Consider the following 18,118-nt stretch of genomic DNA (forward strand, 5'->3'; position numbering starts at 1 on the left):
GCTCTGATTCTGAGTCTTATTTTTTAGGCTTTTTCTTAACTTTGCGTGAAACTAGACCGGATTGCATAAGATGTTAAATACTAGTCTTTTACAACAACCATTCTAGTTTAAGAAATATTTTGCTGTAAAGTTAATTTTCTACACATATAAATTACCCCAAAAAACGAATCATGAAAAGAGCTCTAATCAGTGTTTTTGATAAGACAAACGTTGTTGAATTTGCAAGAGAACTTGACCAATTGGGATGGGAAATCATTTCTACTGGTGGAACTTCTGCTAAATTTAAGGCTGAAGGAATTCCTGTTATGGACATTTCAGATTTAACTCAATTCCCTGAATGTTTTGACGGCCGTGTTAAAACACTTCACCCCAATGTAGAAGGTGGAATTTTGGCTATTCGAGATAATGAGATGCACCAAAAACAAATGGAAGAATTAGGTATTGAAGCAATTGACATTGTTGTTTGCAACCTATACCCTTTCAAGCAAACTGTTCTTAATCCTGAAGCTGGTCATGAAGAGATTATCGAAAACATCGATATAGGTGGTCCAACCATGCTTAGAGCTGCTGCAAAAAACTACAAGTTTGTTTCAGTAATTACTGATCCTAAGGATTACGATACTGTTATTGCAGAACTTAAAGAAAATGGTTCAACAAGTTTTGAAACGAAAGAATATCTAGCGGCTAAAGTGTTTCAACACACTGCCCACTACGATGCTTTAATTTCAAACTATTTCAATACAAAACTGGCTATCAAGTCTCCGGATACAATCACACTAACTTACGAGAAGAAACAAGATCTAAGATATGGTGAAAATCCACATCAGCAGGCAAGTTTCTATGCTCAAATTAAAGAAACTGAGGGAACACTTACTGCTGCAAACAAGATTCATGGTAAGGAACTTTCGTACAACAATATTGGTGACACTGATGGTGCTTTAGAAACACTTAAAGAATATCAAGAACCAACAATTGTTGCGGCAAAACATGCGAATCCTTGTGGAATTGGTAGTGCTCCAACTATTTCTGAAGCATTCAAAAAAGCTTATGAAGCGGATCCAGTTTCAATCTTTGGCGGCATTGTTGCTTCTAACCGTGAAATCGATGCAGCTACAGCTGAGATCATGAGTACCATCTTCCTTGAAGTTGTGGTTGCTCCATCATACAGCGCCGAAGCACTTGAAATATTAACTAAGAAAAAGAATTTAAGATTATTGGAACTTCCTGAAATCTTAAAAACCGGATATTCAACCTTCAAAGCACGTACTGTGTTGGGAGGATTATTGATTCAGGAACAAGATCAGAAATTAATTAATGATGAATTGAACGTTGTAACAGAACGTCAACCATCAGAAAAAGAAATGGACGATCTATTATTTGCATGGAAAGCAGTGAAACACGCCAAATCGAATGGAATTGCCATTGCCAAAGACTTAACCACCACAGGAGTTGGTCCTGGACAAGTTAGTCGTATTTGGGCATTAGAAAATGCAATCCGTCAAGGAGGCGAAAATATCAAAGGAAGTGTTATGGCATCGGATGCCTTTTTCCCTTTCGGCGATTGTGTTGAAGCTGCCAACGAGGCTGGAATTACTGCAATTATCCAACCTGGAGGCTCAATTCGTGATCAGGAATCTATCGATTTAGCTAACAAGTATGGTATTGCAATGGTATTTACAGGCATGCGTCACTTTAAACATTAAAATTATAATCAGATTCTTTGTTTCGGGCTAAGCAAAAATCTTAAGAAACTTATTACCTTAGGATGCTTCTTAGCTCAGACGACAAAGTTCTGATTAAACACAGATAAAACCGAGATACACACGACTATATGGGATTTTTTTCATTCATGACACAGGAAATTGCCATCGATTTGGGTACGGCGAACACAATCATCATTTGCGATGACAAAATTGTGGTAGACGAACCTTCGATTGTGGCACTTGACCGACGCACCGAAAAAATGGTGGCTATTGGCGAGAAGGCTCGCCAGATGCAAGGTAAAACTCACGACAACCTTCGAACAATCCGTCCGTTACGCGACGGTGTAATTGCAGACTTTAACGCTGCCGAACAGATGATACGTGGGATGATCAAAATGATCAACAAAAAACCTCGTTTATTTCCTCCTTCGTTAAGAATGGTTATTTGTATCCCATCGGGTAGTACCGAGGTTGAAATGCGTGCTGTTCGTGATTCTTCGGAACATGCAGGAGGTCGAGATGTTTATATGATTTATGAACCCATGGCTGCTGCAATTGGTATTGGTATTGATGTTGAAGCCCCTGAAGGCAACATGGTTGTAGATATAGGAGGTGGCACAACTGAAATTGCAGTTATCTCACTGGGAGGTATTGTTACCAACAAATCCATACGAATAGCCGGTGATGATTTAACAGCAGATATCCAGGAATACATGCGTCATCAACACAATATTAAAATTGGTGAACGTACGGCTGAAGACATTAAAATTCATGTCGGATCTGCACTTTCTGAATTGGAAGAACCACCAACTGATTTCCGTGTTCAGGGACCTAATCAGATGACCGCTCTTCCAATTGAGATACCCGTTTCATATCAGGAAATTGCACACTGTCTTGAAAAATCAATTTCGAAAATTGAAATTGCAATTTTAAGTGCATTGGAGCAAACACCTCCTGAATTGTATGCTGATATTGTAAACCGTGGAATTTATCTTGCCGGAGGTGGTGCTCTGCTTCGTGGTCTTGATAAACGTCTAATGAATAAATTAAATATCCCATTCCATATTGCAGAAGATCCATTGAGAGCTGTTGCTAGAGGAACGGGTGTTGCACTTAAAAATGTGAACAACTACTCATTCTTAATGAGATAAAGACACCGTAAATGATCAGGTATCATTTGCAAAATATAGCTTGTTGATTAGTTGAATTTACAACTAGTCAACAAGCATCAAATTAAAACCGCTTACCCTTTTATCATTGAATGAAGAATCTACTCCAACTCATTGTCAGATTTCATTTCACAATTCTATTCCTAATAATAGAGTTGGTTTGTTTTTTACTCATTGTAAACAACAATAACTACCACAAAACAATATTTTTAAACTCGAACAATGCTCTAAGCGGAGGCATTTACAATAAGGTTACTTCTTTCTCAGACTACATTCGATTAACTGAGATAAATGATCAATTGAGTAAAGAAAACACACAACTTCACAATTTACTTTCGGAGAATTACAAACTTACTGCTGACTCATTTTTCTTTTTCGAAGATTCTCTCTTCAAACAGCAGTATGTGTATCGATCAGCAAAAGTGATCAACAACTCAATCAACAAACAACGAAATTATATCACCTTAAACAAAGGTAGAAAACACGGCATTAAACCTGAAATGGGTGTGATTGCCAACAACGGCGTAGTCGGTATTGTGAAATCTGTATCCGATAATTATTCAACCGTTTTATCTCTGCTCAACAGCAGATTGAAAATTTCAGCAAAAATAAAAAAGAACAATCATCACGGTTCCCTATACTGGGACGGAAAAGATTACCGAAGAGCAAAATTAATTGAGATTCCGTCTCATGTCAATATCAATGTGGGAGACACCATTACAACAAGTAGTTTTTCTTCCGTTTTTCCTGAAGGCATATTAATTGGGACTGCTGATAAAATCCTACCTTCAAGCGGAGGAAATTTTCGTGAAATTATCGTTTTACTTAGCAACGATTTCAATCAGCTGGCATATGTCGATGTCATTGGCGATTTATTAAAAAACGAACGATTAGAATTAGAGAAAGAGGTTGAGAAATGAATTTTATAGTTAAAAATATTATCCGGTTTATAATATTAATCTTACTTCAGGTTACTATTTTTAATAACATACAGCTAAGTGGTTTCATCAACCCTTACATGTACGTTCTCTTTATTCTATTGCTCCCTTTTGAAACGCCTCCTTGGCTTTTATTAGTTCTGTCTTTCTTTATGGGACTAAGTATCGATGTTTTCTCAAACACAATTGGCATGCATGCTTCAGCTTGTGTTTTTATGGGATTCTTACGCCCCTATGTATTGAATTACATTTCCGTTCGTGATAATTATGAATCAGATATAGAACAAGGCCTCTATGTATACGGATTTTCATGGTTTTTTAAATATGCCCTGATTTTAATTCTTGCACATCACAGTTTCCTTTTTATTGTCGAGGTTTTCTCTTTTAATAATTTTGGAGACACGTTATTACGAATCATCTTAAGCACTATTTTCTCACTGACACTTGTTGTTGCAAGTCAGTTTATCATTTCAAAAAAATAAATTGTCTGAATCCATATGAATAACTATTCAAACCGAAAATTTATTATTGGAGGCATTTTTGCCTTTGTTATTCTAATATTCATAATCAGACTTTTCAACTTACAAATCATTGATGATCAATACAAACTCTCAGCCGAGAGTAACTCTCAACGTCGAGTGACACAATATGCTGCGAGGGGTTTAATTTACGATCGGAATGGTGAGCTTTTGGTTTACAACCAGGCTGCCTACGACTTAATGATTATACCTCGACAGGTTAAAACATTTGACACGCTTGATTTTTGTTACCTTCTTGGCATCAACAAAGACGATTTGATTCATCGAATTAAAAAAGCAAAAAAACATTCACGATACCGTTCCTCAATTTTTATAAAACAACTTTCTTCAGAACGCTATGCGGTTTTACAAGAGAAGCTTTATAAATATCCGGGGTTTTTCGTTCAAACCCGTACCCTAAGAAAATACCCACACCACAATGCAGCCCACACGCTTGGCTATTTGGGCGAGGTGAATGATAGGAATATCAAAAAAGATAATTATTACACTCAAGGTGACTATATCGGGAAAAGTGGTATTGAGAATACCTACGAAGAAATCTTACGAGGTGTAAAAGGTTTGAAAGTATATTGGGTTGATGTCTACAATCGTATCAAAGGCTCCTTTCACAATGGTAAATTGGACCGAGATGCGATTGAAGGTCAGGATATCAAAACAACCTTGGATATTAACCTGCAAGAGTATGGTGAAAAACTCATGCAAAACAAAAAGGGAGGTATTGTTGCCATCGAACCTAAAACAGGTGAGATTCTTGTCAAACTTTCCAGCCCGGGTTACGACCCGGAAATGTTTGTTGGCCGTGCCATGTCACATAATTACCGTGAACTGGCAAATAATGACACGCTGAGACCCCTATTTGATCGCTCGATGATGGCCACCTATCCACCAGGATCAATCTTCAAACTTGTAAATGCACTTATCGCTCTGCAAGAAGGTATCATCACACCACAAACTCGAATAAAATGCCAAAGCGGGTATCACGCTGGGAGTTTCACAATGGGATGCCACAACCATAAGTCACCATTGGATTTAAAAGAATCTATTCAACATTCTTGCAATGCTTATTATGCCCAAACATTTCGAGATATTCTGGATGCACCACGTTGGGGATCGATTACTGAGAGCTATAGCAACTGGAGGAAACACGTAACCTCATTTGGTTTTGGAGCAAAACTGGGTACCGATTTACCTAACGAGCTGACAGGCTTAATCCCCACTGCAAACTATTACACAAAAGTATTAAGGACTCAGTATTGGAAGTCATTAAATATTGTCTCCTTAGCAATTGGACAAGGAGAACTGTCTATTACACCACTACAAATGGCAAACATGGTTTCATGTATCGCCAACAGAGGTTATTATTACACACCTCATATCGTCAAATCAATAGGTACTGGTGACACTATAAATCCAGCCTTCTTAAAAAAACATCAAACAACAATAGACCCAAAATATTTCGAACCTGTAATTGAAGGAATGGATCTTGTTGTTCACGGTGGTGAAGGAAGTACGGGACGATCTTCTGCAATAAAAGATATTCGCGTATGTGGAAAAACCGGTACGGTACAAAACCCTCATGGTGATGACCACTCGGTTTACGTCGCCTTCGCACCCAAAGACGATCCGAAAATTGCTATCGTGGTGTATGTTGAAAATGGGGTATGGGGAGCCAGGTATGCTGCTCCCATATCAGGCTTAATGATAGAAAAATACCTTAAAGGAGAAATTTCTGAAAACAAGAAATATCTGGAAAAGAAAATGCTCGAGGCAGATTTGATTGGTGAGCAAGAAGCAAAGAAGATTCAATTGAAAAATAATAACAGTCATGAATAGAAGAGTTAGCCTTATAAAAAACCTTGACTGGATGACGATTATGCTCTATGCAATACTTGTATTTTTAGGGTGGATAAATATATATGCTGCAGTATATAACGAGGATCATCAAAGTATATTTGATGCAACGCAACGTTACGGGAAACAGTTAATGTGGATTGGTGCGGCCATTTTCATTGCCATTATCGTACTCACCATCGAAAGTAAATTCTATTCTGCTTTTGCCTACCCCACCCTTATTGTGATGGTTTTACTCCTATTGGCTGTCCTCACCTTTGGAGTAAAAGTAAACGGTGCGCGTTCCTGGTTTCAGCTGGGTTCCATACGTTTCCAGCCTGCCGAATTTGCAAAATTTGCGACCAATCTGGCAATAGCCAGATATTTAAGCCAATATAATTTCAAAATACACCATTTTAAATCTCTGGCCATTACCGGATTAATACTCTTCACACCTGCGGTATTAATTCTGATGCAAAATGACACCGGCTCAGCCTTAGTCTATTCTGTCTTTATATTGGTACTTTACAGAGAAGGCTTATCGGGCTTCGTATTATTTCTTGCTTTATTGGCAGCTATTTTCTTTGTTTTCACACTCATCTACTCCAGTTTTAGTGTTTCTATTCTTATCCTGCTAATCGCAGCAATAAGTTTAAAAACAATCGGTATTCAAACCAAACAAATAGCCATTGCGATAGCAATGCTTGCAGGAAGTTTTGGGACTTTATGGCTAATTAATAAGGGAACAGATCTTCAGCTTGGCAACTTTTTGTTAGTCGTTATTTCTGTTTTAATCAACACGGTTCCCTTCCTGATATATACCTATCGACAGAAAATAAAAAAAGCTGCGCTTGTTCTTTTATTGGTAATCGGAAGTCTGCTTTATACATTCTCGGTCAGTTATATTTTCGATAGTGTTTTAGAATCTCATCAACAACAACGAATCAACGAACTTTTAGGTATAAAATCCGATCCATATGGAACCGGTTACAATGTCAACCAATCAAAAATTGCCATTGGTTCCGGAGGTTTTAGTGGGAAAGGCTTCCTTAATGGTACCCAAACAAAATTTAATTTTGTTCCTGAACAAAGTACCGACTTTATCTTCTGTACAGTTGGTGAAGAATGGGGCTTTTTAGGTTCTGCTTTGGTCCTTATTTTACACTTAAGCCTTATCCTGCGCTTGGTTTATTTATCGGAAAGACAACGCTCAAGTTTTAGTCGTATTTATGGCTATGGCGTAGCTGCTATTCTATTTTTTCATATTGCAGTAAATGTAGGGATGACAATAGGTTTAGCACCTGTTATTGGGATTCCTCTGCCCTTTTTTAGCTATGGAGGCTCTTCCCTTTGGTCATTTACCATTCTACTCTTTATCTTCCTGAGATTGGACGCAAACCGACTGGAACTACTTAGATAGAAGTTAAGATTCATTCCAAAAGAAAACATGTAACTATTCAAGATTCACCACCTCTTTTTCGAGATGGTGTATCTACCTGCTTATAGAAACTGTCTGAGACGTGAGAGATATTAATCTGTCTGTATTAAATTACACAGACAGATCATAAAAAGTCCCTGAATCTCCTTTAAAGACTAAATTCAACAGGGATTTTAAAACTCCAGATATCAAAAAATAATGATATATTGGATTTGTACATAAGAGAAAAACATATTCGAATTTATGCACCTAAAGATATTATGAGTTAAGCTCAGACTCAACTTTTGTAGGTGATCCAACTCTATCTTTAAAAATATACAAACACACAAAAGCCTACTAAAAAAATTAGTAGGCTTTCATATAAAAGTTTATTGAGTCTTACAACGCGTTAACGTGTGAAGCTAATTTCGATTTCAAGTTAGCTGCTTTGTTTTTATGAATAACGTTGATTTTAGCCAACTTATCCAACATAGCTGTAACTTTAGGTAGCAACTCAGAAGCAGCTTCCTTATCAGTAGTCGCGCGTAAATTTCTTACGGCATTTCTGGCAGTCTTAGCATAGTACTTGTTATGCACTCTTCTAGCCTCAGACTGACGAATTCTTTTAATTGCGGATTGATGATTTGCCATCTCTTTATTGTATCAAATTATTTAAAACTGTAGTCCGTACGGGAATCGAACCCGTGTTACCAGAATGAAAATCTGGCGTCCTAACCCCTAGACGAACGGACCAAAAAAAATCTCCAAAAAGCAATTAAAGAATTGCAAAACTATGTAGTCCGTACGGGAATCGAACCCGTGTTACCAGAATGAAAATCTGGCGTCCTAACCCCTAGACGAACGGACCAAACGAATTTGGAGCTGCAAAGATAATTGAAGTTTTTAATAAGACAAACACTTTGCAGTTTTTTTTTGCTTGAGAAAGAAGCTCAGAAACAAGTCTCATTTTCTCTCTTTTGCGATGCAAAGTAAATTATAATTCTTCAATCACACAAGAGCAAAATGCAAAAAAAATCAAGTTTTCTGCAACAAAAAAGCTAACCCCTTATTCCTGAGGACAATTATTTTTAATTCCACTCAACAATTGTTCCTCTATTTTTCTCCAAATAGGCTGTAGGTATCATTTTCTTTATATGTTCGCCTAATAAATTCAACAATTTATTTTTCGAATAGTGTCGGGAATAGACTAAACTAACCTCGCGTAAAGGATGTAAATTAGTAAAAGATTTCACTTGCTTCAACTTTTCAGCCGACATATACTGAGTCGCCAACTCTGGAATTAGTGTAAATCCACCTTCACGGTCTATAATCTTCATCAATGTTTCCAAAGAATTACTTTCAAATTCGAAAGGCAACTCCTGGTGTTGCATACTGTGCATCTCACAAAGATTGATAACCTGATTTCGGAAACAATGTCCATCTCCCAACATCCAAATTTCTGAAGTGGCTATATCCTTTACCTCAATCACCTCCTGTTTTAAGATTTCATGATCCTTATTGGCATAAATCATCATCTCCTCATAAAACAGAGGCACTTCTTTTATTTTATCATCCTTTAAAGGTGTAACAAAAACACCCACATCCAATAAGTCTTTTTTCAACGCCGAAACGATATCATCTGAGACCATTTCTTCAACTTCAACCTTTACATCAGGGTAATTTCTAATATAATCACCGATAAACATTGGTAATAAAAAAGGAGCCAAAGTCGGTATAATCCCAATCTTCAGACTTCCTTCAACGGTATCTCGATGATTCTTAACAATTTCATCGATTTTCTTCGACTCTCCTAAGATGATACGAGCCTGTTCGATTATCTGTATTCCTACATCAGTTGGAATTATGGGCTGCTTACTTCTATCGAAAATGGTGATATCTAAAAATTCCTCCAATTTCTTTATTTGCATACTCAAAGTAGGCTGGGTAATAAAACAGCTATCTGCCGCTGTCGCAAAATGACGATGTGTATCGACCGCTACAATATATTCCAGTTGTGTTAGTGTGACCATATTGGATTGTTTTGTTTGATATTGATTTCTGATACAAATATAAAAATAATCTATTGCTTCATATACAATATTGATTTGATTGATGTTTAGAACTATTCTATATTTGTATAAACTATAAGACAAACCAATATATCAGCTTAACAGCTTGATATTTTAACAATTAGTCAATAAGCTCTGGTCAGAACTAAAATTTAGCATTAGTTATAATATTTAACGAGCTGAAAAGAGTCTCAGTTTACAGGCTTTACTTTTTTCAATACAATTACGACTGTTTGATAGTTTTTTGTTATTTAAGTTTTATTAGATGTTTGGGTTAAACAGCCAGAGGGATATCCTTCTGGCTGTTTTTGTATGCAAAAAAAAATAACGAACCTTTAATTTACACAGCTTCAACATGTTGTTTAGCAACAATGCTAAACAGCAGATTTCAGGCTTAAAAAATATACTATTTTAGCAATCGATTTTGAAATTTATAAGCTCAATATAAACTGAATAACAATGCAACAAGGTATTAAAACAGTATCATTCGAAGAAGCTGCAAAGGTAATTAAATCAGGTGACAGAGTGCACCTACACTCGGTTGCACTAGCACCACACAAGTTTATCAACGCAATGTGTGAGCGTGGTCGTAATGGTGAAATTTATGATGTAACCATTCAACACATCCACACCGAAGGTCCGGCACCATATGCTGCGACTGAGTTCGAGGGGATATTCAATCTTGAATCTTTATTCGTTGGATCCAATGTTCGTAAACAAACTCAGGCCGGATACGCAGATTATATTCCTGTTTTCTTAAGTGAAACTCAGCAATTAATCCGTGAAGGCTATTTAAATGTAAACGTAACTGTTGTTCAGGTTAGTCCTCCAGACAAGCATGGCTATGTATCTTTGGGAACTTCTGTAGATTGTTCTCGTGCAGCTGTTGAAATGGCTGACACTGTTGTGGCAATTATCAATCCAAACGTACCTCGTGCTTTTGGTGATGCCATGATGCCATTAAAATCATTTGATGTTTTCTGTGAAGATGATTCTCCACTTATCGAACATCATAACGCACCATTATGTGACATCGATATCGCTATTGGTAAAAATGTAGCAAACCTTATTCCTGACGGAGCATGTCTTCAGATGGGTATTGGAGGGATTCCCAATGCTGTATTAGCTCAGCTTGGCAACCACAAAGATCTTGGAGTTCACACGGAGATGTTTGCTGACGGTCTTCTTCCTTTGGTTGAAAGCGGTGTAGTAAACGGTATGAACAAAAAACTGGATAAAGGTAAGATTGTTGCAGGTTTCCTAATGGGAACAAAAGAGCTTTATGATTTCGTTGATGATAACCCAGGCGTATTGATGATGGATGTTGCTTACACTAATGGTGTACACATTATCAAACAAAACCCTAAGGTTTGTGCAATCAATTCGGCTCTTTCTATCGACCTAACGGGTCAGGTTTGTGCTGATTCAATCGGAACAACTCACTACTCAGGTGTAGGTGGACAGATTGACTTCACTCGTGGAGCAGCTGCTTCAGAAGGGGGTGTGCCAATTATCGCAATGCCTTCAGTAACTGGTAAAGGTGTTTCTAAAATTACACCAACTCTTTTACAAGGATCAGGTGTTGTAACAACACGTAACAACATGCGTTGGTTTGCTACTGAGCACGGTTGTGTCAACCTATTCGGTAAAACACTTCAGCAAAGAGCGAAAGCAATCATCTCTGTTGCTCACCCAGACTTTAGAGAAGAGTTAGATAGAGCTGCTTTCGAAAGATTCGGTTCTCACTACCATTTCGTTAATTCATTGGTGAAATAATTTTTTCACTGATCACAAAATATAAAAGCTGCTCAAATCGAGCAGCTTTTTTTTATCCATTTAATATTTTAAAGATCTACTGTCTGGATCTCAAAACTTCAACCTTATTCATAAATTCAGTCAATCGCTCATCTGAAATTGGATTCATCCAATAGCCTTTTTCTTTAAAATGAGAACCCACGATAAATGCATGCGCATAATGCCAATACTCAGCAATATTATCTACGCTTATACCAGACCCAACCAAAATCGGTTGATCAACTGTATCTTTCAAGGCATCCAATTCACGAATATCAACCGCTTTCCCTGTTGATGATCCCGTAATAATAATTCCATCACTAAGGAAAAATTCTGCAGCATGAGCTGTTTCCACAATATCAACATCTGATGTTATGGCGTGAGAGCTGTGTTTCTTTTTGATATCCGTAAATACTTTCACCTTGTCTGCACCGATCATTTTTCGATATCGCATTAGTTCGCCTGCACACGAATCGATATACCCCTCATCAGCCACGTGACCAAAAACAAAACCTTCAGCTCGAATAAAATCCAAATTTGCAGCTTTTGCTACTGCTAAAGCTTCTTTATTGGCACCAGCTAAAATCTGAATCCCCAATGGCAAACTTACAGCATCACGAATAGCTTTTGCAACAAAAGTCATAGCGGCTGTAATTTCCGGTCCAACTTGTCCTTTCAGATAGGGAACATCGTGCATGTTCTCAATCATGATTGCATCCAGTTTTGCTTTTTCGTATTGTCTGGCCTCATCAACTGCCAAAGCAGCAATTTCTTCTACACTTAATTTATGATTGGGTGTTCCAGGTAAAGCCTGAACATGAATCATTCCTATTATTAACTTCTTATCCGAAAATTGCATTTCTCTATCTTAAATTTGTTACTGACCCAATATCTGAAAAAGCTCATCAAGCTTAGGCGTCAAAATAATTTCTGTACGACGGTTTTTACTTCGCCCCTCAGCTGTTGCATTGGTTTCTATTGGTAAATATTTGCTACGACCTGCAACCGTCATTCTCTGAGGATCGATTCCTTTATTCAAACTCAGAATTCTAACAATTGATGTGGCACGTTTCACACTTAAATCCCAGTTATCTTTTAAAGCCCCACTTCCTTTATAAGGCACATTATCGGTGTGGCCTTCGATAACAATATTGATATCCTTATTTTGAGATAGAACTTCGGCCAATTGATTCAAAGCCTGAGCACCTCGCACATCTACCATATAACTTCCCGATTTGAAAAGGAGTTTTTCATCCATTGAAACGTAAACTTTTCCATTCCGATTCGAAATACTCAATCCCTTATTATCAAAACCAATTAAGGCGTCCATAACCTTAGATTTGAGAGCCATTACAGCCTCATCCTTCCTGGACAACGCCCTTTCCAATTCCAACAAGCGCTTGTCACGTTGACTTATTTCATTCTGCAGAGCTTCCAATTTCTTCATTCGGCGTTTCATATCTTGCTCCAAACGCACGACTTCATCTTCGCGAAGATTTAGGTCATCTTGAGTTTTGTGAATCTGATCCAATAAAGCTTTAGTCTCTCGAGCACTTCCCTTCTGTTGTTTTGCCAACTGCCCGAGAAGATTCTCCTGATTTTCTTCACAACGCTTTAATTGTTCCTTACTCTTTAGCAAACGTTTAGAACTTTCTTGATATTCAGCATCAGCTTGTCTGTATTTATCTTCTAAGACCTCAAGTCTCCCCTCTAATTCAGCATTACTTTCAGTCAACAATCTGTTAGCATCCTTAAGCTTTTCATATTTTTCCTGATTTTCATTTGCGCGTGCTTCTAAATTCTGATATTGACGAGCAGGAACGCATGAAAGAAGCATACCACTTACTACAAGAACAATCAAAAATTGCTTATTTTTCTTCATATCTTAATTATCAATTAATTACCAAATCATTTCCTTTCAGTCATACATGAGAAAATCTCAAAAACAAATATAAAGAGTCTCAAATTAGCACACAATTAATATCCCTCTTTTGAATTTATTACTCAATCCCGAAACAAGTCTACTGTATCAAACAATAATGCACACAATTTATAAGGCATCCAGAAATGGCTTTTGCAGTCGGATTGCTCATTTTTTCCTATCTTCGTCCCCTAGACCATTTGCTTAAATCCGTAAAAAGACAAAAGAGCCATAGACCATAAACTGAGTAATAATGACAAAATCTGAAAAACCACTATTGGATCAAATAAACTTCCCATCCGACCTGAAAAAGGTATCGGAAGATGATCTAATACAAGTTTGTGCAGAACTGCGTCAGGAGATTATTGAACAAGTCTCCTGTAACCCAGGTCATTTTGGTGCGAGTCTGGGCGTTGTTGAATTGAGTGTGGCTTTACATTACGTTTTAAACACACCTTACGACAATTTAATTTGGGACGTTGGGCATCAAGCTTATGGTCATAAAATTTTGACTGGTCGTAAAGATCTTTTTCATACCAATAGAAAATACAAAGGCATCAGCGGCTTTCCCAATCGTGGCGAAAGTGAATACGATGCTTTTACCGTTGGACATTCATCAACTTCAATTTCTGCAGCTCTCGGTATGGCCGTTGCGGCACAGCTTAGTGATGATAAGGAAAGAAAAACAGTCGCCGTCATTGGAGATGGTTCTATGACAGCAGGTTTAGCATTTGAAGGTCTGAATAATGCTGCCACTAACAATGCTGATTTATTGGTGATTTTGAATGACAACAATATGGCAATCGACCCTAATGTGGGTGGTTTAAGTGAATATTTGCTGGATATTACAACATCACAAACCTATAATAAAGTAAAAAATGATGTTTGGCGATTTCTCGGAAAATTTAACCGGGTGAATCCCAATACACAAAAGCTATTTCAAAAGGTAGAACATGGTATTAAAACCATCCTTCTGAAACAAAGTAATCTATTCGAAGCCCTGAATTTCAGATATTTTGGTCCTGTTGACGGACACAATGTAAATCATATGGTTAAGGTATTGAGTGATCTTCAGAAGATTCCTGGTCCTAAGATTCTACATTGCATAACTAAAAAAGGGAAGGGATTCGAACCTGCTGAGAAAAATCAAACTTACTGGCATGCTCCGGCAAAGTTTGATGCTAACACAGGTGAAATTCTTCAAAAGAAATCCAACAATCCTCAAATTCCAAAATTTCAGGAAGTCTTTGGCCATACTCTTGTAGAATTGGCTGAGCAAAACGACAAAATTGTCGGAATCACACCAGCAATGCCAACAGGCTCTTCATTGAATATCATGATGGAGAAAATGCCGGATAGAGCTTTCGATGTGGGAATTGCTGAACAACACGCTGTTACTTTTTCAGGTGGCTTGGCGGCAAATGGAAAAATTCCTTTCTGCGCCATCTATTCGTCTTTTATGCAACGTGCCTACGATCAGGTTATACACGATGTGGCTCTACAAAATGTAGATGTTGTATTTTGTTTAGATCGTGGCGGTTTGGTTGGAGCTGACGGAGCAACGCATCATGGCGTTTACGATCTTGCCTTTTTCAGATGCATTCCAAATATGACCATTTCGTCACCTCTAAATGAAGAAGAGTTGCGAAATTTAATGTACACAGCTCAATTGGGAGGCAAAGGAGCCTTTTCAATTCGCTACCCTCGTGGAACTGGCCGTGAATTAAACTGGAAAAAACCTTTCAAAGAAATTGAAGTTGGAACGGGGCAGAAATTAAAGGATGGGAAAGACTTAGCTATACTTTCTATCGGTCCAATTGGTATGCAAGCAAGTGATACAATAGAAGAATTAGAAAAGGAAGGGCATTCCATTGCACATTACGATATGCGTTTTCTGAAACCTATCGATGAAAAAATACTTCACGAAGTCTTTAAAAATCATCAAAATATTATCACGCTTGAAGATGGTTGTATTACCGGTGGACTTGGCTCTGCTGTACTGGAATTTATGAGCGATAACGAATATACTGCAAAAATCAAACGCTTGGGTGTACCTGACAGATGGGTAGAACATGGCACCCAGGAAGAACTCTATAAAGAATGTGGATTCGACAAGGAAGGTATTAAAAATGCATCTTTAAAATTCCTTGCTAAATAGCAATTCAATAAAATTAAAAAGCACCGTACCTCATCTATAAAGTACAGTGCTTTTTCATATCACTTTAAACATTAATTAAAATCGCTATCAAGTAGACTATCGAAGGTAAGAATTCAACATCCACAAAGTTTTCTCCGTTTCTGAGATATAGTCACTCATCAAGCTCACAGTTCCCTCATCATCAGCTTCACCTGCCAGGCTCAAAATCTCTCTCTCTTTCAAAATCAAAACGGAGAAATTTTTAACGACAACTTCTACACCTTCAATTCCATTTGTAATTCCTTTGGCTTCTTTCAAGTCAGATACTTTTAAATAATCTGAAAAGGTGTGCAAGGGTTCAGCCTCAAGAGTCAAAATTCGTTCAGCAATTTCATCAACCTTAATAACGGCATCGTTATACAATTCTTCAAATTTCAAGTGCAATTCAAAAAATTCTCGCCCTTTGATATTCCAATGAAGTCCTCTCAAGTTCTGATAAAACATCTGGTAATTTGCCAATAAGTCGTTTAGTTTTGCACTTAATACTTTGGCTTTTTCCTGATCTATTCCGATTAAATTTTTCATCTTTATTTCAATTTTAAATGACAGGCAAATGCCCGATTCTGTTTATATAATCAAGCTTAACTTGATTATTTCTATTTATTTATATCAACACCACGAAGATACAAACAAAACATACATAGATCAAATTGATTGTTTTTATATTTCCATAGAATACCACTATGAGGAGTTTCAAAAAACTCTAATCAGGACATTCCTGCTTTTATTCTGAATTATAAAATCATTCTCTCATTTAATTCGTATCATTATTATCTCTTCCCGACATCGTTTCCGCTCAAATATTCATGATTTAAGTTAGAGTAGATCACAGCGATAGAATAAAAATCACTACTTTTGCGCCCTTTAAAACAAAATTTTGACAAGATAAAGTATGGTAGAATTTTTCAAGCAGAAAGCTGCTAATTCAAAAGATGATATTCTTTCAGGTTTAACAGTGGCCTTAGCACTGGTTCCGGAAGCTGTTGCTTTCGCCTTCGTTGCAGGGGTTGATCCCTTGGTTGGTCTTTACGCGGCATTCATGATCGGATTGATTACATCTGTTTTTGGTGGTCGTCCAGGAATGATTTCAGGTGCAACTGGTGCATTAGCTGTTGTAATGGTAAGCCTTGTAAGTGAAGGTAATCAAATGGGGCTTGATATGGCAGAGCCAATACAGAACATGGGCTTAAATTATTTATTTGCAACCGTCATTCTGGCTGGTATTTTTCAGTTCCTAGCAGGTGTCTTTAAGTTTGGAAAATTTGTCAGACTCATTCCGCACCCCGTAATGATGGGATTTGTAAATGGTTTGGCTATCGTGATTTTCATGTCGCAACTGGGTATGTTTACACAGAAAATCGGTGGCGAATCGGTTTGGTTAGCAGGAAGTGCCCTATATACCATGATTGGTTTGGTTGGATTAACTATGGCCATCATGTATTTTCTCCCTAAAATTACAACAAAAGTTCCTGCAGCTCTTACGGCTATTCTAACAGTATCGGCGATTGTCATCTTCGGGGGATTAGATGTAAGTACCGTTGGATCATTTATTCGTGATGGCGGTGGTGCTGGCCTAAAAGGTGGCTTACCTAACTTTCAATCACAACTGTTCACATTGGTTCCTTTGAATTTAGCCACAATCAAATTCATCTTGCCATATGCAGCTATTATTGCAGCTATCGGATTAATTGAGTCCTTAATGACACTTAATCTTCTGGACGAGATTACTGAAAGTCGAGGTAATGGTAACCGTGAGTGTATGGCACAGGGCGCAGCAAATATTGTCACCGGATTCTTCGGTGGTATGGGTGGATGTGCCATGATTGGTCAATCACTTATCAATGTCAAATCAGGCGGACGTGGTCGTCTGTCAGGAATCATTGCAGCCTTAACACTTCTTGCATTTATATTATTCGCATCTCCACTTATCGAACAAGTTCCTATTGCAGCTTTGGTTGGTGTGATGTTTATGGTGGTTATCGGAACTTTTGCATGGGCTACTTTTGGAATCATTAATAAAATTCCTCGTACTGATGCCTTCGTTATAGTTCTGGTTACAGGTCTTACCGTAATTTTCGACCTTGCAATTGCCGTATTGGCAGGCGTTATCGTATCAGCATTGGTATTTGCCTGGCAGGACGCCAAACGTATTCGTGCACGTAAATCTTTTAAAGAAGATGGCACAAAGGTGTATGAAGTTTGGGGGCCTCTTTTCTTCGGATCAATCACCACGTTTAATTCAAAATTCGATGTTCATGGCGATCCTCAAAATGTTGAGATTGATTTCATCGAATCAAGAGTTGCTGACCATTCGGGAATTGAAGCCATCAGTAATTTGGTTGATAAATATGAAAATGCAGGAAAAAGCATTAAATTGAAGCATCTAAGTGCTGACTGTATCACATTATTACAGCGTGCTGATGCCCGTTTCAATGCGGTCATCATTCGCGATATTGACGATCCACGTTACTATGTTGTAACAGATCAGGTAAAAATCAAATAAAGACTTTTTTTTCTCTGGGGTTTTTAATCGCAGAGTTT

General features: G+C 37.6%; 14 protein-coding genes and 2 tRNA genes. 9 read left to right on the plus strand and 7 right to left on the minus strand.

Going from position 1 to position 18,118, the window contains the following annotated elements:
* Positions 1-170: 170 nt before the first annotated feature.
* The 6 genes from purH (at position 171) to rodA (ending at position 7,599) form a co-directional block, all read left to right on the plus strand.
* A complete protein-coding gene (purH, locus tag EV201_RS09235) occupies positions 171-1,703 on the plus strand; it encodes a bifunctional phosphoribosylaminoimidazolecarboxamide formyltransferase/IMP cyclohydrolase (protein ID WP_130307292.1) in 1,533 nt (510 codons plus the stop codon).
* A gap of 128 nt (positions 1,704-1,831) precedes the next feature.
* Positions 1,832-2,854 (plus strand): rod shape-determining protein, encoded by a 1,023-nt coding sequence (locus tag EV201_RS09240; protein ID WP_129255464.1) that lies wholly within the window; start codon positions 1,832-1,834, stop codon positions 2,852-2,854.
* A gap of 110 nt (positions 2,855-2,964) precedes the next feature.
* The gene (mreC, locus tag EV201_RS09245; RefSeq protein WP_130307293.1) at positions 2,965-3,792 is read left to right on the plus strand and encodes a rod shape-determining protein MreC; all 828 of its coding nucleotides are present in this window, start codon (positions 2,965-2,967) and stop codon (positions 3,790-3,792) included.
* Positions 3,789-4,292 (plus strand): rod shape-determining protein MreD, encoded by a 504-nt coding sequence (mreD, locus tag EV201_RS09250; RefSeq protein ID WP_130307294.1) that lies wholly within the window; start codon positions 3,789-3,791, stop codon positions 4,290-4,292. The genes mreC and mreD overlap by 4 nt, the downstream gene beginning before the upstream one ends.
* 15 nt (positions 4,293-4,307) lie before the next feature.
* Positions 4,308-6,182 carry a penicillin-binding protein 2 gene (gene mrdA / locus EV201_RS09255; RefSeq protein ID WP_130307295.1) on the plus strand — a complete coding sequence of 625 codons (1,875 nt, stop codon included), beginning with the start codon at positions 4,308-4,310 and terminating at the stop codon, positions 6,180-6,182.
* On the plus strand, positions 6,175-7,599 hold the full coding sequence (gene rodA / locus EV201_RS09260) for a rod shape-determining protein RodA (protein WP_130307296.1): 1,425 nt from the start codon (positions 6,175-6,177) through the stop codon (positions 7,597-7,599). Before mrdA ends, rodA begins: the two co-directional genes overlap by 8 nt.
* Before the next feature lie 396 nt (positions 7,600-7,995).
* Here the strand turns inward: rodA and rpsT are convergent, their stop codons facing one another.
* The 4 genes from rpsT to EV201_RS09280 all read right to left on the minus strand — a co-directional run bounded on the left by rpsT (position 7,996) and on the right by EV201_RS09280 (position 9,626).
* A complete protein-coding gene (gene rpsT / locus EV201_RS09265; RefSeq protein WP_129255469.1) occupies positions 7,996-8,247 on the minus strand; it encodes a 30S ribosomal protein S20 in 252 nt (83 codons plus the stop codon).
* A 30-nt stretch (positions 8,248-8,277) separates the two neighbouring features.
* Positions 8,278-8,349, minus strand: a tRNA-Glu gene (locus EV201_RS09270).
* A gap of 43 nt (positions 8,350-8,392) precedes the next feature.
* A tRNA-Glu gene (locus tag EV201_RS09275) sits at positions 8,393-8,464 on the minus strand.
* Positions 8,465-8,684: 220 nt separating this feature from the next.
* Entirely contained in the window at positions 8,685-9,626 is a 942-nt protein-coding gene (locus tag EV201_RS09280; protein ID WP_130307297.1) for a hydrogen peroxide-inducible genes activator, read from the minus strand.
* Between the two features lie 498 nt (positions 9,627-10,124).
* On the opposite strand from EV201_RS09280, the gene EV201_RS09285 reads away from it, so the two are divergent.
* Positions 10,125-11,441, plus strand: coding sequence for an acetyl-CoA hydrolase/transferase family protein (locus EV201_RS09285; RefSeq protein WP_130307298.1), 1,317 nt, complete (start codon positions 10,125-10,127; stop codon positions 11,439-11,441).
* Positions 11,442-11,517: 76 nt separating this feature from the next.
* On the opposite strand, the gene EV201_RS09290 is transcribed toward EV201_RS09285, so the two are convergent.
* Together EV201_RS09290 and EV201_RS09295 are read right to left on the minus strand one after the other, a co-directional pair.
* Positions 11,518-12,318: a BtpA/SgcQ family protein gene (locus EV201_RS09290; RefSeq protein ID WP_130307299.1), complete on the minus strand. Its 801-nt coding sequence runs from the start codon at positions 12,316-12,318 to the stop codon at positions 11,518-11,520.
* 18 nt (positions 12,319-12,336) lie between these two features.
* Complete coding sequence (locus EV201_RS09295) at positions 12,337-13,341, minus strand: OmpA family protein (protein WP_130307300.1); 1,005 nt, start codon at positions 13,339-13,341, stop codon at positions 12,337-12,339.
* Between the two features lie 292 nt (positions 13,342-13,633).
* On the opposite strand from EV201_RS09295, the gene dxs reads away from it, so the two are divergent.
* Positions 13,634-15,538: a 1-deoxy-D-xylulose-5-phosphate synthase gene (gene dxs / locus EV201_RS09300; protein WP_130307301.1), complete on the plus strand. Its 1,905-nt coding sequence runs from the start codon at positions 13,634-13,636 to the stop codon at positions 15,536-15,538.
* Positions 15,539-15,634: 96 nt separating this feature from the next.
* Here dxs and EV201_RS09305 read toward each other — a convergent pair whose 3' ends face one another.
* On the minus strand, positions 15,635-16,102 hold the full coding sequence (locus EV201_RS09305; protein ID WP_130307302.1) for a Dps family protein: 468 nt from the start codon (positions 16,100-16,102) through the stop codon (positions 15,635-15,637).
* Between the two features lie 367 nt (positions 16,103-16,469).
* Here EV201_RS09305 and EV201_RS09310 point away from each other — a divergent pair, with 367 nt between their 5' ends.
* Complete coding sequence (locus EV201_RS09310) at positions 16,470-18,080, plus strand: SulP family inorganic anion transporter (protein ID WP_130307303.1); 1,611 nt, start codon at positions 16,470-16,472, stop codon at positions 18,078-18,080.
* Positions 18,081-18,118 lie beyond the last annotated feature (38 nt).

It is taken from the genome of Ancylomarina subtilis, assembly GCF_004217115.1.
GTDB lineage: Bacteria > Bacteroidota > Bacteroidia > Bacteroidales > Marinifilaceae > Ancylomarina > Ancylomarina subtilis.

Coding starts and splice junctions, on each gene's coding strand:
- dxs (WP_130307301.1), top strand. CDS start 13,634: ATGACAAAATCTGAAAAACCACTATTGGATCAAATAAACTTCCCATCC.
- EV201_RS09310 (WP_130307303.1), top strand. CDS start 16,470: ATGGTAGAATTTTTCAAGCAGAAAGCTGCTAATTCAAAAGATGATATT.
- rpsT (WP_129255469.1), bottom strand. CDS start 8,247: ATGGCAAATCATCAATCCGCAATTAAAAGAATTCGTCAGTCTGAGGCT.
- mreC (WP_130307293.1), top strand. CDS start 2,965: ATGAAGAATCTACTCCAACTCATTGTCAGATTTCATTTCACAATTCTA.
- mrdA (WP_130307295.1), top strand. CDS start 4,308: ATGAATAACTATTCAAACCGAAAATTTATTATTGGAGGCATTTTTGCC.
- EV201_RS09240 (WP_129255464.1), top strand. CDS start 1,832: ATGGGATTTTTTTCATTCATGACACAGGAAATTGCCATCGATTTGGGT.
- purH (WP_130307292.1), top strand. CDS start 171: ATGAAAAGAGCTCTAATCAGTGTTTTTGATAAGACAAACGTTGTTGAA.
- rodA (WP_130307296.1), top strand. CDS start 6,175: ATGAATAGAAGAGTTAGCCTTATAAAAAACCTTGACTGGATGACGATT.
- EV201_RS09285 (WP_130307298.1), top strand. CDS start 10,125: ATGCAACAAGGTATTAAAACAGTATCATTCGAAGAAGCTGCAAAGGTA.
- EV201_RS09280 (WP_130307297.1), bottom strand. CDS start 9,626: ATGGTCACACTAACACAACTGGAATATATTGTAGCGGTCGATACACAT.
- mreD (WP_130307294.1), top strand. CDS start 3,789: ATGAATTTTATAGTTAAAAATATTATCCGGTTTATAATATTAATCTTA.
- EV201_RS09295 (WP_130307300.1), bottom strand. CDS start 13,341: ATGAAGAAAAATAAGCAATTTTTGATTGTTCTTGTAGTAAGTGGTATG.
- EV201_RS09290 (WP_130307299.1), bottom strand. CDS start 12,318: ATGCAATTTTCGGATAAGAAGTTAATAATAGGAATGATTCATGTTCAG.
- EV201_RS09305 (WP_130307302.1), bottom strand. CDS start 16,102: ATGAAAAATTTAATCGGAATAGATCAGGAAAAAGCCAAAGTATTAAGT.